Source organism: Microbulbifer maximicatervae (SeqCode) (assembly GCF_052466985.1).
Genome location: NZ_CP174298.1, coordinates 4,531,011 through 4,545,105 on the forward strand (window position 1 = coordinate 4,531,011; position 14,095 = coordinate 4,545,105).

A 14,095-nucleotide genomic window follows, 5' to 3' on the forward strand; every position below is an offset into this window, starting at 1 on the left:
CCATCTACCAATTTGTTACGGCTCACTTTTTTGAGCTTTGAGCTTTGAGCTTTGAGCTTTGAGCTTGCCAGGCCTGTACTGCTTTCCTCAATTCCTCCTTATTTTTGTCATATTTATTTCGCACCCCACTTACTTGACTAATGCTTAGTCCAAAAAATTTTCCTCTTCGTGACTAATGTCAAAAATCATGCAATAAAACTTGAGTGTGGATGGTTGGTCATAGTAGGTTGTTAGTACGGTTGTTTTGTTTGGAGGGGTGACCCTCTTATTTCTGTACTCGACGTTAGATAGGTGTCATATGCCTGTTCGTGAATTTGATTTAGTCAAAATTTTTGCACCGGAAGGTACCAATGTTGGGGATGCGCCGTCCCTGGTGATTTCTGCCCACGGTGCCGCAACCAAGCAGGTTTTTTATAATAAAGGCCACGGTGGCGATAACCTGCTTTTCTTTGCACCTCACGGTTACACGTTGGAAGATCCTGGACTACAAGATGTTGTAGATGGGAAAGCAAAAGTTCATGAGCATATTGGCAAGGGTAAGATATGCCGTAACTATATGTTGAAAAAATTCCAGGGGTACCACGGCAGTACAGCCGGACAGATTTTTGGTCGCCTATCGCGCCGATTTATTAATGATGGTGAGAGTTACGCTCAGATTCAGAATGTTGTGGATGAAGCCCATAATCACAATGTGAAAGCTATTCGGAATCAGGCAAGACTGCAGCAATATGACTTAAATGATCCCTTTCAAAAGTCTCTGTATGACGCAAAGGTTGGTGCTTCTTTGTACACCACAAAGATGGAAGCTAACTTCTTGACGATTCGAAATAGGCACAATCAAAAGAGTCCAACCCTGGCTGACGTGCTTAATATTCTGCATCGGAACAACTTACACTATGAGAATATTTACTGTTCTTTTTGCCGTAACGAGTTGAGCGTAGGTAATCTTATATTGGGAACGCCTTCCTGGGACAGTAAAAAGAGGAAGGTGAATACTTAGAAATAAGTAACTGAGTAATTTTCGGGCAAAAAAAAGGGGGGCGTAAACGCCCCCTTAATCCACTACTTATCAGGAGTGTGTGGAGAAAGCTAATTCCTTTTCAGATTCCTTGTGACCAATACCCGTCTTCCTTGTTTCCTGTAGCCAATCCATGGCCTCTTGTTGCTGTTTGAAATAGCGGACTTCACCGCTAACAAACCAGCTCCCGACTTTTGTGGCTATTTGCTGCCACTCCTCATCCCCAAGTACAGCGACATGCGAGAATTCATTGCCGTGCTTTAAGGCCAGCTTGAACTCATCCCAGATCGCGTGCATCCCCCAGCCCTCGAAATCCCGGAGATCAATCAGCAATTGAACCTGAGGTTTTTTTACCCCTTCCAGAGCATATTCTAATAGTGGTGTTATATGCTCATAATCCTCATGGGTTAATTCACCAATTGCCTTTATGTAAAGGAAAAATTCATCATTTATGCGTTCCATGCCAATGGATATGCCGTGGCGTTTAAACTGCATTAATATTTCCTCCCTGCTGTTTTGGTGACCTAAGCTAATGCCTGCGCGGGCATTTGATGTTGTGTCAGATCTTTGTGCAGGGACTCGTAAATTTTTCTGGTTGCCCTGTCGAAATATCTGCAGCTTAATTCACTGACCTGTTTCTGAATATAAATCCAGTCGGTAGTCCCCAGGTACTGTTCGATCTGTGGGAAAATAGATTTATTTTCCAAGGCCATATGCTTGCGTTGCAGCTTCAGGTAGGTGTTGCAAGCTCCTTGCAGCACTCTCCGTTCAACGGTCGCATCATTGGCAATAGCGTAAAATAAAGCGCACATGTGTTTTGTCGCTGCGGCTATATTTTCATGCTGCATTTGCGCTTCGTAAATTGATTCCCTGTCATGTACTGGCTTAGTCAACAGCCGGGAAAATATTAAGTCCTCAACTGGGTGGTGATACCTATCCGGGTATGCCGATAAATAATCCAAAGCATCAAGGATCAGTGACAAGGTGTTTGGATCGCGGTCGCCGCAGCCAAAAAGATCCAGGAGTAATTGCTCAAAGGCATTGAGCAACTCTTGCATATGTTTATGGTCACAGCACAGTTGTCGGTAGATGGCATTCATCCCAGACCTCCGCGATTTGTCGATGGGTCTATTGTTGCCATATGTACCAATCCAAAGTTGATTTGGATCAAGTGAGGGGGACTTAGTGGGACTCAAGGTGGAATTTACCGCTACCTACTCAGGGTAGGGCTGGGGTTATCAATAGGTATGAGTCTGACCATGCCGCTGAATTCCTTGGGTCAACTCTTATCTGTACCTCGTTGTATTTGACCACAAGATAAATTAAACCTATTTTCGAGTAGCCCTTTCTTCAGTTTTTTCCACAAGTACGCTCTTCTGTCGGACCTAGATAAGGGTGTGTCTGATCCTTCATATTTTAATAATTTCTAATGACGTGGTGTTGCACATTTAAGCATGCTGCGATGTTTCCCGTTGTTCAATAAATTTATTGGTGTTGAAGTCGTAGGTTGTCATCAAATTATTCCGCAGCGCTCTATTTGTGTGTCACGACAAAGTTAATGCAACAGGATGGGAGTGTTAATGAAAATAGTTAAGGCTGGTATAGGTGTGCTGGCACTCGTTGTTTCAGCGGGCGCAATTGCCGAGGGCGCCTACTGGGGGGGCGTGGCCGGAATAGCTGATTTTGATTTCAAGGGGGTCGATAATCCACTGAATTTGGGACTGCGAGCAGGTTATGTGCGGGCCTCGGGTTTTGGGGTGGAAGGTGAATATACCAGTTCACTATTAAGTGGTGAGACTGAGGCTTATGGTCGGAATGTGGATGTAGACATACGTACTCTTGCTACTTATGCGACTTACAGAACAGAGGGGGACTGGTACCTGAAAGGACGCCTGGGCCTTCTCTATGAAGACGTTTCTGTTGGCAGTGCAAGTAGTGATGACTTGGGTGTCAGCTTAGGGGCTGGAATTGGTTATAGCCTGAATGAAATTTATCATCTGGAGCTTGAGTACACCGTACTAGAGAAGGATGTCAGTTATTGGTCAGGCGGGTTTAGCCTGAGGTTTTAATTGTCCCTTCCTAAGTTTGACTAATGGTGACACCTCTTTTTAAAAGTTCCCAGGTTACATACTGACCTGTCCAAGTGAACACTTGTGCCAGTTGATTGTGCCCCTATAATCCCTGCCCTTTGATCAGACTTCGAGATTTAAGGGGAAGATGGTGGGCTTTAATCTCAAGGCAATGGCTGCAGTTGCCGCTCTGTTGTGTTCCGTTACCGCTTATGGGCAGGGTGCGTATATCGGTGGCGTTTTCGGTGTTTTGGATGTTGATGCCAGGGGGGAGAGCCCTTTAAATGGGGGGATTCGAGCCGGTTATACCTGGGGTTCTGGCTGGGGATTAGAGGCAGAAGTCACCGACTCTGTCATTGATGGTGAGTTCGACTACTACTGGTACGATTACAACTACTCCCTGGCAACACAAGCTGTTTATGCCACCTATCGCAGCCCGGGCAACATTTATCTGAAAGGTCGTATCGGCTACCTCCATGAGGAGTTGGAGATAGATAATTGGGAGAAAGAGTACTCGGATAACGGTGCATCTGCCGGGCTCGGGGCTGGTTTCAAACTGACCGACGAGGCGACCCTGGAACTGGATTACACCATCATTGAGTCAGATGTGAATTACTGGTCTGGCTCTGTGGTGTACAAATTCTGACCGTCTTTTTAAGGTGGACGGGTTGGTCCCGCCACGTCTCTGCATTTGCGCATTCATGCTGCCCTTGGTGTACAATGCGCGCCTTTCTAAAATGCCCAGAATGCATTGAGCAGTAGGGCCATCCCACGCTGGGAGCCTTTGGTCCTACTCATAAGTCTGGGCGCTGTGGTATCGAGTTTTACAAGCCTCTACTCAAGCCCGCTTTACCGAGGGAACACCATGTTTGATTCATCTGTCACTTTAGCTTCTTACGACCCGGAAATTTGGGAAGCCATCCAGGAGGAAGACTCTCGTCAGGAAGACCATATCGAGTTAATAGCCTCTGAGAACTACACCAGTCCAATGGTAATGGAAGCTCAGGGCAGCAGCCTAACTAACAAGTATGCCGAGGGCTATCCAGGCAAGCGTTATTACGGCGGTTGTGAGTACGTGGACAAAGTGGAAACCCTGGCCATTGAGCGCGCCAAGGAGCTGTTTGGTGCTGACTACGCGAATGTGCAGCCGCACTCTGGATCACAGGCTAATGCGGCTGTTTACCAGGCGCTCTGTGCCCCAGGTGACACTGTACTGGGCATGAGTCTGGCCCATGGTGGCCACCTTACCCACGGTGCCCGCGTTAACTTTTCCGGCAAGATCTACAATGCAGTGCAGTACGGTCTGACCCCGGAAACTGGCGAAGTGGATTACGAGGAAGTTGAACGCCTGGCGCTTGAGCACAAGCCGAAGATGATCGTGGCTGGTTTCTCTGCCTATAGCCGAGTGATGGATTGGGCGCGTTTCCGCGAGATCGCTGACAAAGTGGGTGCTTACCTGTTTGTGGATATGGCTCACATTGCAGGCCTGGTTGCCGCTGGTGAGTATCCCTCCCCAATCTCCCACGCCGATGTTGTGACTTCTACTACTCACAAAACCCTGCGTGGCCCCCGCGGCGGTATCATCCTGGCGCGCGCCAACGAAGAAATTGAGAAGAAGCTCAACTCCGCCGTATTCCCCGGTGGTCAGGGTGGCCCGCTGATGCATGTGATCGCGGCGAAAGCGGTTTCTTTCAAAGAGGCCATGACCCCTGAATACAAGGCCTACCAGAAGAAGGTTGTGGAAAATGCCCGCGCAATGGCGGAGACCTTCCTCGATCGCGGTATCAACATTGTATCCGGTGGGACCGATGATCACCTGATGCTGGTTGACCTGATTGGCAAAGAGTACACCGGTAAGGATGCGGATGAAGCCCTGGGTAACGCCAACATCACCGTTAATAAGAACGCGGTACCCAACGATCCGCGCTCTCCTTTCATTACCAGCGGCCTGCGTGTTGGCACTCCGGCAATCACTACTCGCGGCTTTGGTGTAAAGGAAACCCAGCAGCTCACTCACTGGATCTGCGACGTGCTGGATGCACTGGAGAAAGGTGATGTTGAAGCAACTATCGCAGATGTGAAGCAGAAGGTTCTGGGTATTTGCGCAGAGTTTCCTGTGTATAAAAAAGGCTGATTAGCATTGCTGATAAAAAAGCGGCTCATAGAGCCGCTTTTTTTATGTGTCCCTGTTGAATTTGCGATGCACTGTGGCTGTGCGTGCCGCGGTCACACAGTGCAACGGCTGTGGTAAACTGCGGCCCATTTTCCATTCCGGGGATAATCCCACATGCACTGTCCGTTCTGCAGCGCAGAAGAAACAAAAGTAGTCGATTCCCGATTGGTGGCTGAGGGCGACCAAGTACGCCGCCGGCGCGAGTGCCTGGAGTGCCACGAGAGGTTTACCACATTTGAAACTGCGGAGCTGCTGCTGCCGCGAGTGATCAAGCAAAACGGCCAGCGCGAGCCGTTTAATGAAGACAAGCTGCGCGCGGGTATTCAGCGCGCTGTGGAAAAGCGCCCGGTGAGTATCGAGCGGGTGGAGTCGGCGGTATCTCAAATAAAACACGCCCTGCAGGCGACCGGAGAACGGGAGTTGCCGGCGCGTGCTATTGGTGAATTGGTGATGGAGCAGCTGCGTGAGCTGGACCAGGTGGCCTATGTGCGCTTTGCTTCTGTCTATCGCCGTTTTGAGGATGTCAGCGAGTTTAGAGAAGAGATTGAGCGACTGACCAGTAAGGGATCGAAGACAGAATGAGTCAAACGGTTGTACACAGTGCGGAAGCACTGATGGCCCGCGCTATTCAGTTGGCAGAGCGCGGTCTCTACACCACTATGCCAAATCCGCGAGTGGGCTGTGTGATTACTGACGGGGATGGCAATGTTGTCGGCGAAGGCTGGCACAAGCGGGCCGGCGAACCCCACGCTGAGATCGAAGCCTTGAGTGATGCCGGCGACCTGGCTCAGGGGGCTACGGTTTATGTCACTCTTGAGCCCTGCAGCCATACCGGCCGAACAGGTCCCTGTGCCGAGGCGTTGGTAAAGGCCGGCGTGGCCCGGGTTATTTACGGAATGCAGGATCCGAATCCGAATGTCAGCGGTGCCGGATTGCAAATATTGCGCGATGCTGGGATCGAAGTGGAAGGCCCCATCCTGGAAGAGAGGTGTCGCGCTCTAAACCCCGGCTTTATCAAGCGTATGACCCTGGGATTGCCCCTGGTGCGAAGCAAATCCGCCATGAGCCTGGATGGGCGCACCGCTATGGCCAGTGGGGAATCAAAGTGGGTATCGGGCCCTGCGGCTCGCGCCGATGTACAGCGCCTGCGTGCTCGCAGTTGTGCAGTGATCACAGGGGTTGAGACGGTGCGTTTCGACAATCCCAATCTCAATGTGCGCGCCGATGAAATGGCACTGGAAATGCTGGCCGCAGAGCGAGCCGCCGAAGTGCAGCCGCTGCGGGTAATTGTTGACAGCCAGCTGCGCACCCCAGCGAGAGCCTTTATTTTGCAGGGGGATGCCCCCACATTGGTGTGCACGACAGAGCGCGCGGAGGCCGAGCGCCGCGAGCGTATTGAGAAAACGGGTGCGGAAGTCGTGGTTTTACCCCACGACAAAGAGGGCCGCGTAGACCTGCTCGCCCTGCTCAAGGAGTTGGCGCGACGCCAGTGCAATGAAGTTTTGGTAGAGAGCGGTGCGACCCTCTCTGGTGAATTCCTCTACCGGGGCCATGTCGACGAAATAATTGTTTATATGGCGCCAAAACTGCTGGGTAGCACCGGGCGGCCGCTGTTTGAACTGCCTATCGAGCGTATGGGCTCGATGCTGCCGATTACGATTACCGATATGCGCGCAGTTGGTCACGACTGGCGCATTACTGCAACAACCGATATCGAGCGCTGATGTTTACCGGAATTATTGAAGCCTTAGGCGAGATTGCAGAGTTAAAACCCCAGGGCGGCGACCTGCGTGTGCGTGTGCGCAGCGGTAAGCTGGATCTGGGTGATGTGCAACTGGGGGACAGTATCGCCACCAATGGTGTTTGTCTCACGGTTGTTGACCTGCCCGGTGATGGTTACTGGGCGGATGTCTCTGCGGAAACCCTGGATGTGACAACGGTGGGCCGCTGGAAAAAAGGCGACCGGGTCAATCTGGAAAAAGCACTGACACCCCAGACCCGCCTGGGTGGACACATTGTCAGCGGCCATGTGGATGGTATTGGCGAGGTGGTATGGCGCAAGTCCGAGGCTCGCGCCGAGCGGTTCCGCCTGCGCGCACCGGAAAACCTGGCTCGCTATATTGCCCATAAAGGGTCTATCACCGTCGACGGCACCAGCCTCACGGTCAATGCGGTGGATGGGGCTGAGTTTGAACTCACCATAGTGCCACACACGTTGCAGGAAACGATTATGGCCGGCTATACCGCCGGTACTCGGGTCAACCTGGAAGTGGACCTGATTGCGCGCTACTTGGAGCGGCTACTCCTCGGTGATGAGGCAGCCAAGCCTAGTGGTGGGGGTATGACCCTCGAATTTTTGGCCCAGAACGGGTTTTACAAGCGCTAAAGATGGGCCGTGCACCACGGCGAAAACAGCAGCGATAGCCGCTCTATTTGCAATTGATAAATTTATCCAGAGTTAACCATGGAACTAAATACGGTTGAAGAACTGATCGACGATATCCGCCAGGGCAAAATGGTAATCCTGATGGATGATGAAGATCGCGAGAACGAGGGCGACCTGGTGATGGCTGCGGAGCAGATTCGCGCTGAAGACATCAACTTTATGGCCACTCATGCCCGTGGCCTGATTTGTATGCCCATGTCCAAAGAGCGCTGTGAGCAATTGGACCTGCCGCTGATGTCGCGGGACAACGGAGCCCAGTTCAGCACCAACTTCACCGTATCCATTGAGGCGGCAGAGGGTGTCACCACCGGTATTTCCGCCGCCGATCGCGCGCGCACGGTTCGCGCTGCTGTGGCCAGAAATGCCAAGCCCAGCGATATTGTACAGCCCGGCCATATCTTCCCCATTATGGCCCAGCCTGGCGGTGTATTAAGCCGCGCAGGCCACACCGAAGCCGGTTGCGACCTGGCCCGCCTGGCGGGTTTTGAGGCGGCTGCGGTGATTGTTGAGATCATGAATGAAGACGGCACCATGTCCCGCCGACCGGACCTGGAAAAGTTCGCGAAAGAGCACAATCTGAAGATTGGCACCATCGCCGACCTGATTACCTATCGCGCCCTGAATGAGAAAACCGTCGAGTGCGTTAATGAGCGCAAGGTGCGCACCGAGTTCGGTGAGTTCAAGCTGCGCACTTATCTCGATAAGGCCCGACGCGAACGCCACTTTGCCTTTGTTAAAGGCGACCCCACCCCAGAAGAACCGACCCTGGTTCGTGTGCATGTAGGAAATACTCTGCGCGATGTGCTTACGATTCAGCGCGGCGATGAAAAATTCACCCCGTGGACCTTCCGCCGCGCGATGCAGCGTATTGAAGAAGAGGGCAAGGGTGTTGTGGTACTGATCTGCCACAACGAAACCACCGAAGAAATCGAAGAGAGTATTGATTGGCTGATCAGCGGTAAGCAACAGCGCCCCAGCCAGGACCTGGTGTACAAGCAGGTAGGTACCGGTTCGCAAATTCTGCGGGATCTCAAGGTGCGCAAAATGCGCCTGATGAGCGCACCGTTCAAGTTCAGTGCTATTTCCGGGTTTGACCTGGAGGTAGAGGAATACCTGAACGTGGAAGCGCCGCAACCCTAATAAAAGAGTAACAATACTGAAGCGCCGCTACTGTCCTGATAGCGGCGGCGATGGACAAGAAATACGGATTGAAAATTATGAGTAATATTCAAGTGATCGAAGGGGACTTTGTCGGCAGTACGGGCAAATACGCACTGTTGGTGAGCCGCTGGAACAGCTTTGTGGTTGAAAGCCTGAAGGATGGTGCACTGGACACCCTGCGCCGCAAGGGTATCAAGGATGAAGATATCACTATCTACTACGCCCCGGGCGCATTCGAATTTCCCCTGGCGGCACAGAAGTTGGCTGAGACTAAAAAGTTCGATGCCATTATTGCCCTGGGCGCGGTTATCCGTGGTGGCACCCCGCACTTTGAGTATGTGGCTGGCGAGTGCACCAAAGGCCTGGCTCAGGTATCCATGAATACTGGCATTCCCGTCACCTTTGGCGTGCTGACTGTGGACTCCATTGAGCAGGCTATCGAGCGCTCCGGCACCAAGGCTGGCAACAAAGGTTGTGAAGCCGCCGAAACCGCCCTGGAAATGGTTTCCCTACTCGGCAAGATTTAATTGCCGGCGCGCCGGCACAAAAGGTGTGTCGGTGCAGCCCATTCTGTGAAGTATCTACCGGAAAAGACAATGACCGTAACTGCATCCGCCCGCCGTAAGGCACGTCACTACGCCATGCAGGCGCTCTATCAGTGGCAGATGGCCGGCGCCAGCCTTAATTCCATTGAGGCCGAGTTTCACGCCGATAATGATATGAGCAAAACCGACGTGGAATATTTTCGTGATATTTTCCACGGCGTAGCGAAAAACCTCGATGAGGTAGAGGGCGCTTACACTTCGCACCTGGATCGCAAAGTGGAAGATCTGGACCCTGTATCCCGCGCGCTGTTGCGCATGGCCACTTACGAGCTGAAAAACCGTATCGATGTGCCTTACAAGGTTGTCATTAATGAGGCGGTGGCACTGGCGAAAAAATTTGGTCCCACCGATGCCTTCAAGTTTATCAATGGCATTTTGGATAAGACCGCTGCGGACCTGCGCTCGGCAGAGGTAACCGCAGACAAGAAGGGCTGAGCCAGCAATTATGTCTAAAGCGCCGGGGGAGTTTGAGATCATCCGCAATTACTTCGCCCGCGCTCCCCAGGGCGAAGGTGTAGCCCTGGGGATTGGCGATGACTGCGCGCTCTTGCAAGCACCTGCCAGCGGGCAGCTGGCCACTTCTATGGACACCCTGGTAGCAGGTCGTCACTTCCCCGCAGGTGCTGACCCATTCATGGTTGCGAGCCGTGCACTGCGTGTGAATATCAGTGATCTGGCGGCAATGAATGCCCGCCCCCTCTGGTTTACCCTTGCCCTGACCTTACCCGATAGCGACTCTGTTTGGCTGGAGAAATTCGCCAGTGGCCTGCTGGAAACTGCTGGCAAGTTTGGGGTTTCCCTTGTGGGTGGTGACACCACCGCTGGCCCCTTGTCCATTACGATTCAGGTGATCGGCCATACCGAAAAGCCCCTCCGGCGGGACGGCGCTTCTGTCGGCGACAATATTTATGTGAGCGGCCCACTTGGCGCTGCCGCAGCAGCCCTGCCCGTTATTTTGGCTGAGCGGAATGTGACTGAGTCAGTGCGGCGGGAGGCGGAGCAGGCTTTCTATTTTCCCGAGCCGCAATTAGAAACCGCCAACGCGATTGCAGGCATTGCTACCAGTGCGTTGGATATTTCCGACGGATTACTGGGGGATCTGGGCCATATCTGCAAAGCGAGCGGTGTGGCAGCAGAAATAAACCTGGAGTCTCTGCCTATAGCCCCCCTAGCCAATCGATTGGCAGCTGATACTGCCGTAGAGCTGGCGGCCTGTGGAGGGGATGACTACCAGCTTTGTTTTACCGCACCGGCAGCCGCTGTTGAGCAAGTTCGTCAGCTGGGTTTCACACCCATAGGGAAACTCGTTGAGGGGGAGTCGCAGGTACGCTGCTCCTATCACGGCAATCCCTGGGTTGCTCAATCGCCAGGCTATAGGCACTTTTAAGTCATTGTGTAAACCATAGTGCCTTTGTGAGAATTCAATAACATGAGCATTAACAACCCGACATTTTCCCAGCTGTTGCGCGATCCCACTCTTCTGTTGGCATTTGGGTTCGGCTCCGGGCTGGCACCCAAAGCGCCGGGTACGTTTGGTACCCTGGCAGCGATTCCTTTTTGGTGGTTGATGAAGGATTTGCCTCCATTCTGGTATCTGGCCATTGTGTTTGTTACCGGTGTGGTAGGTTGCTATCTATGTGGTGCAGCTGCCAAGAAAATGGGAGTTCACGATCACGGCGGTATTGTTTGGGATGAAATGGTGGGCTACTGGCTCACCATGTTTATGGCTCCTGCAGGTTGGGCTTGGGCGCTATACGGCTTTGTCCTCTTCCGGATATTTGATATTGCCAAGCCCCCGCCCATTGGCTGGGCTGATCGCAAGGTGCAAGGTGGCGTTGGAATTATGCTCGACGATATACTGGCCGCCGTTTACGCGTCACTGGTGCTGCAATTAACCGCATGGGTACTGGGTGTCTAGGTTGGATAGGGAAGATCAATGCGTAGCTATTTTGTATTTATAGTTAGCTTTTTATTTGCACTGAATGTCAATGCACAGCAGGTGCAGCTAAAAGGCCTGTTTGGCGATAGCGCCATGCTGGAGATTGATGGCCGCCAGAAAATCCTTAAGGCGGGACAAAAATCCCCAGAGGGCGTCACCCTACTGGAAGCAACTACTCGTTATGCGCGGATCAGTGTTGCCGGGCAGGAGCAAAAGCTGACCTTGGCGGCTCCTATCGCAACCAGTTTTGCCAAGGCGGCAAAAGCTGAAGTACGGCTTTCCGCTGATAGCCGGGGTCATTACATGACGGATGCCTGGGTTAACGGTATGAGAGTGCCGATGATGGTGGATACCGGTGCTACCAGCATTGCCTTCAATTATCCCACCGCTCGCCGTCTCGGTTTGAATTTGGATACTGCACAAGAAATACGGGTTTCCACTGCCAATGGAGTTACCAGGGCTTACAAAGTGAGCTTGAACAGTGTAACCATTGGCGGAATCAAGCTTCACAATGTTGATGCGACTGTACACTCCGATGATTTTCCCAGCGTAGTGCTTCTCGGCAATAGTTTTCTCAGTCGGGTTGATATGGAACAGCAGGGCGGCGTGCTGCTACTGCGCGCTCGACACTGATTTAAAGAGGTATTAAGTTGACCATTCGTTTTGTGGAATCCTCAAAACTGCCCACCTCTTGGGGTATGTTTGAGATGCACGGTTTCGAGGAAGTGGAAACCGGAAAAGAGCACGTAGTGCTCACCATGGGTGACTTCGATACCGAAGCGCCTCTGTTGGCCCGTATTCATTCTGAGTGCCTGACCGGGGATGCACTTTTCTCCCTGCGCTGTGACTGTGGTGCCCAGCTACAACATGCGATGCATCGCATCGCGATGGAAGGGCGTGGAGCTATTTTTTATCTCCGCCAGGAGGGCCGCGGTATCGGCCTGTTAAATAAGATTCGCGCTTACCATTTGCAGGATTGTGGTGCGGATACGGTGGAAGCCAATGAGCAGTTGGGCTTTGGCGCCGATATGCGGGATTACTCGATTCTGAAAGCAATGATCGAACACCTGGGTATCCATGCCATTCGCTTGATGACCAATAACCCGCGCAAAGTAAAAGCGCTGGAGGACTTGGGCATCAATGTGACTGAGCGCCTGCCGCACCAGTCCGGGCGCAATCCCCACAATGCCGAGTATTTGTCCACCAAAAAAGGCAAACTTGGTCACCTGATCGAAAATGAGGATGAAGAAGGAAAAGAGGAAAACTAACTTTCACTTTTCTTTAAGCACCCCAATAAAAAAGGCCGGAGTTATCCGGCCTTTTTTATTTTGAAGAAATTATTTAAAACTGAATTCGGATATTTCAAGCTCGGTTTTAAACTATTCAGAGGCTTTTAATTCTTAAAGACCTCGCCCCCTTTCATCACAAAATCCACATCTAAAAGCTCATCGATATTATCCAGTGGCGAGCCATCGGTGGCGATAATATCGGCGTACTTACCGGACTCAATGGTGCCCAGTGAATCGCTCATATCGATCAGGTCGGCGGCGTTAACGGTAGCGGATTGTAGGATGGCCATATTGTCCATACCGGCTTCACTCATCAGTACCGCCTCGCGGGCATTGATGCCGTGCTTGGATACACCTGAGTCGGTACCGAAAGCAATTTTTACTCCGGCATTGACCGCTTTACGGAAATTGCCGCGCATGTCTGTGCCAACACGAATGGCTTTTTCCTTCTGAGCCTCAGATAAGACATCGGTATTTTTTGCCAACTGTACCACGGTATCGCCGGCGAGAAGTGTCGGAACCAGATAAGCGCCGGTTTCTTTAAATAGCTTATGGGCGCGGGGACCTGCGTAGGTGCCGTGCTCAATACTGTCTACACCAGCCTCCAGTGCGGCGATAATGCCTTCTTCCTGGTGCGCGTGGCTGGCCACCTTGCGGCCCATACGTTTGGCTGCAAGGACTACCTCTTTTAACTCATCCATTTCCATCTGCTGACCAGTTCCGGTAGCGCGATCGGTGAGTACACCACCGGTAGAGGTAATCTTGATAAAGTCAGCACCGTATTTGATCGCATGACGGGTCGCACGGCGGCAATCGTAGGGGCCGTCGCATACAGTTCTGGTTTTGTCGTCATGCAACGCCATTAACTCGGGGCTGACCCCACTGATATCTGCATGCCCTCCGGTAATACCCACTCCGCCTGCTGCAATAATACGTGGGCCATCTATCCAGCCATTGTTGATTGCATCGCGCATTGCATACATTTCTTCACCGCTATTACCCGCATCGCGCACAGTGGTAAAACCAGATTTCAGAATACGCATGCCAAACATTTGCGAGCGCATCTGGGTCAGTGGCATGGACATCTTAAGGGTTTCGGAATCATTTTGGGCTCCCAGCTCATTTTGCAGGTGAACGTGCATATCCATTAAGCCCGGCATTACGAAGCTGTCCCTAAGATCAATGACTTCGGCATCATCTCTATTTACATAACCAGGTCTGATGGAAGTAATCCTGCCATCCTCGATTATTACGCTTTGCTCTTTTAAAGGTTTTTTACCGGGAACAGCGAGGAGTGTGCCTGCGTGGATAATGGTTTCTGCCAGCACTGAGGGAGAGAAAAGAGCCACTGCGATGCCGCAGAGAAGGAGACGCTTCATGATTTATACACCTATT

17 protein-coding genes are annotated in these 14,095 nt (G+C 52.0%); 14 read left to right on the plus strand and 3 right to left on the minus strand.

What is annotated here, in order from left to right; translation table 11 throughout:
* Positions 1 to 298: 298 nt before the first annotated feature.
* A complete protein-coding gene (locus tag ACJJI3_RS19975; RefSeq protein ID WP_444911558.1) occupies positions 299 to 1,000 on the plus strand; it encodes a putative adhesin in 702 nt (233 codons plus the stop codon).
* Between the two features lie 69 nt (positions 1,001 to 1,069).
* Here ACJJI3_RS19975 and ACJJI3_RS19980 read toward each other — a convergent pair whose 3' ends face one another.
* On the minus strand, positions 1,070 to 1,513 hold the full coding sequence (locus ACJJI3_RS19980) for a SpoIIAA family protein (protein ID WP_282931190.1): 444 nt from the start codon (positions 1,511 to 1,513) through the stop codon (positions 1,070 to 1,072).
* Positions 1,514 to 1,542: 29 nt separating this feature from the next.
* Positions 1,543 to 2,118, minus strand: a complete 576-nt coding sequence (locus tag ACJJI3_RS19985; RefSeq protein ID WP_444940707.1) for a hemerythrin domain-containing protein — start codon at positions 2,116 to 2,118, stop codon at positions 1,543 to 1,545.
* A gap of 480 nt (positions 2,119 to 2,598) precedes the next feature.
* Between ACJJI3_RS19985 and ACJJI3_RS19990 the strand changes: the two genes are divergently transcribed.
* The 13 genes from ACJJI3_RS19990 to ribA all read left to right on the plus strand — a co-directional run bounded on the left by ACJJI3_RS19990 (position 2,599) and on the right by ribA (position 12,679).
* Entirely contained in the window at positions 2,599 to 3,087 is a 489-nt protein-coding gene (locus ACJJI3_RS19990; RefSeq protein WP_444940708.1) for an outer membrane beta-barrel protein, read from the plus strand.
* 148 nt (positions 3,088 to 3,235) lie between these two features.
* A complete protein-coding gene (locus ACJJI3_RS19995) occupies positions 3,236 to 3,733 on the plus strand; it encodes a porin family protein (RefSeq protein WP_444940709.1) in 498 nt (165 codons plus the stop codon).
* A 219-nt stretch (positions 3,734 to 3,952) separates the two neighbouring features.
* Positions 3,953 to 5,221 (plus strand): serine hydroxymethyltransferase, encoded by a 1,269-nt coding sequence (glyA, locus tag ACJJI3_RS20000; protein ID WP_444940710.1) that lies wholly within the window; start codon positions 3,953 to 3,955, stop codon positions 5,219 to 5,221.
* A 153-nt stretch (positions 5,222 to 5,374) separates the two neighbouring features.
* Complete coding sequence (nrdR, locus tag ACJJI3_RS20005; protein ID WP_108734577.1) at positions 5,375 to 5,842, plus strand: transcriptional regulator NrdR; 468 nt, start codon at positions 5,375 to 5,377, stop codon at positions 5,840 to 5,842.
* The gene (gene ribD, locus ACJJI3_RS20010) at positions 5,839 to 6,984 is read left to right on the plus strand and encodes a bifunctional diaminohydroxyphosphoribosylaminopyrimidine deaminase/5-amino-6-(5-phosphoribosylamino)uracil reductase RibD (protein WP_444892065.1); all 1,146 of its coding nucleotides are present in this window, start codon (positions 5,839 to 5,841) and stop codon (positions 6,982 to 6,984) included. Before nrdR ends, ribD begins: the two co-directional genes overlap by 4 nt.
* Positions 6,984 to 7,646 carry a riboflavin synthase gene (locus tag ACJJI3_RS20015; protein WP_108734575.1) on the plus strand — a complete coding sequence of 221 codons (663 nt, stop codon included), beginning with the start codon at positions 6,984 to 6,986 and terminating at the stop codon, positions 7,644 to 7,646. Before ribD ends, ACJJI3_RS20015 begins: the two co-directional genes overlap by 1 nt.
* A 78-nt stretch (positions 7,647 to 7,724) precedes the next feature.
* Positions 7,725 to 8,846 carry a bifunctional 3,4-dihydroxy-2-butanone-4-phosphate synthase/GTP cyclohydrolase II gene (ribBA, locus tag ACJJI3_RS20020; RefSeq protein ID WP_413663385.1) on the plus strand — a complete coding sequence of 374 codons (1,122 nt, stop codon included), beginning with the start codon at positions 7,725 to 7,727 and terminating at the stop codon, positions 8,844 to 8,846.
* Positions 8,847 to 8,923: 77 nt separating this feature from the next.
* Positions 8,924 to 9,394: a 6,7-dimethyl-8-ribityllumazine synthase gene (gene ribH / locus ACJJI3_RS20025; protein WP_108735355.1), complete on the plus strand. Its 471-nt coding sequence runs from the start codon at positions 8,924 to 8,926 to the stop codon at positions 9,392 to 9,394.
* Positions 9,395 to 9,463: 69 nt separating this feature from the next.
* Positions 9,464 to 9,907, plus strand: coding sequence for a transcription antitermination factor NusB (gene nusB, locus ACJJI3_RS20030; protein WP_444940711.1), 444 nt, complete (start codon positions 9,464 to 9,466; stop codon positions 9,905 to 9,907).
* Between the two features lie 10 nt (positions 9,908 to 9,917).
* Positions 9,918 to 10,859: a thiamine-phosphate kinase gene (gene thiL, locus ACJJI3_RS20035; RefSeq protein WP_444940712.1), complete on the plus strand. Its 942-nt coding sequence runs from the start codon at positions 9,918 to 9,920 to the stop codon at positions 10,857 to 10,859.
* A gap of 42 nt (positions 10,860 to 10,901) precedes the next feature.
* A complete protein-coding gene (locus tag ACJJI3_RS20040) occupies positions 10,902 to 11,390 on the plus strand; it encodes a phosphatidylglycerophosphatase A family protein (protein WP_413663383.1) in 489 nt (162 codons plus the stop codon).
* Between the two features lie 18 nt (positions 11,391 to 11,408).
* Positions 11,409 to 12,044: a retropepsin-like aspartic protease family protein gene (locus tag ACJJI3_RS20045; protein WP_444915485.1), complete on the plus strand. Its 636-nt coding sequence runs from the start codon at positions 11,409 to 11,411 to the stop codon at positions 12,042 to 12,044.
* 17 nt (positions 12,045 to 12,061) lie between these two features.
* Positions 12,062 to 12,679, plus strand: a complete 618-nt coding sequence (ribA, locus tag ACJJI3_RS20050) for a GTP cyclohydrolase II (RefSeq protein WP_444940713.1) — start codon at positions 12,062 to 12,064, stop codon at positions 12,677 to 12,679.
* Positions 12,680 to 12,804: 125 nt separating this feature from the next.
* On the opposite strand, the gene ACJJI3_RS20055 is transcribed toward ribA, so the two are convergent.
* Positions 12,805 to 14,079 carry a metal-dependent hydrolase family protein gene (locus ACJJI3_RS20055; RefSeq protein WP_444940714.1) on the minus strand — a complete coding sequence of 425 codons (1,275 nt, stop codon included), beginning with the start codon at positions 14,077 to 14,079 and terminating at the stop codon, positions 12,805 to 12,807.
* Between the last annotated feature and the right edge of the window lie 16 nt (positions 14,080 to 14,095).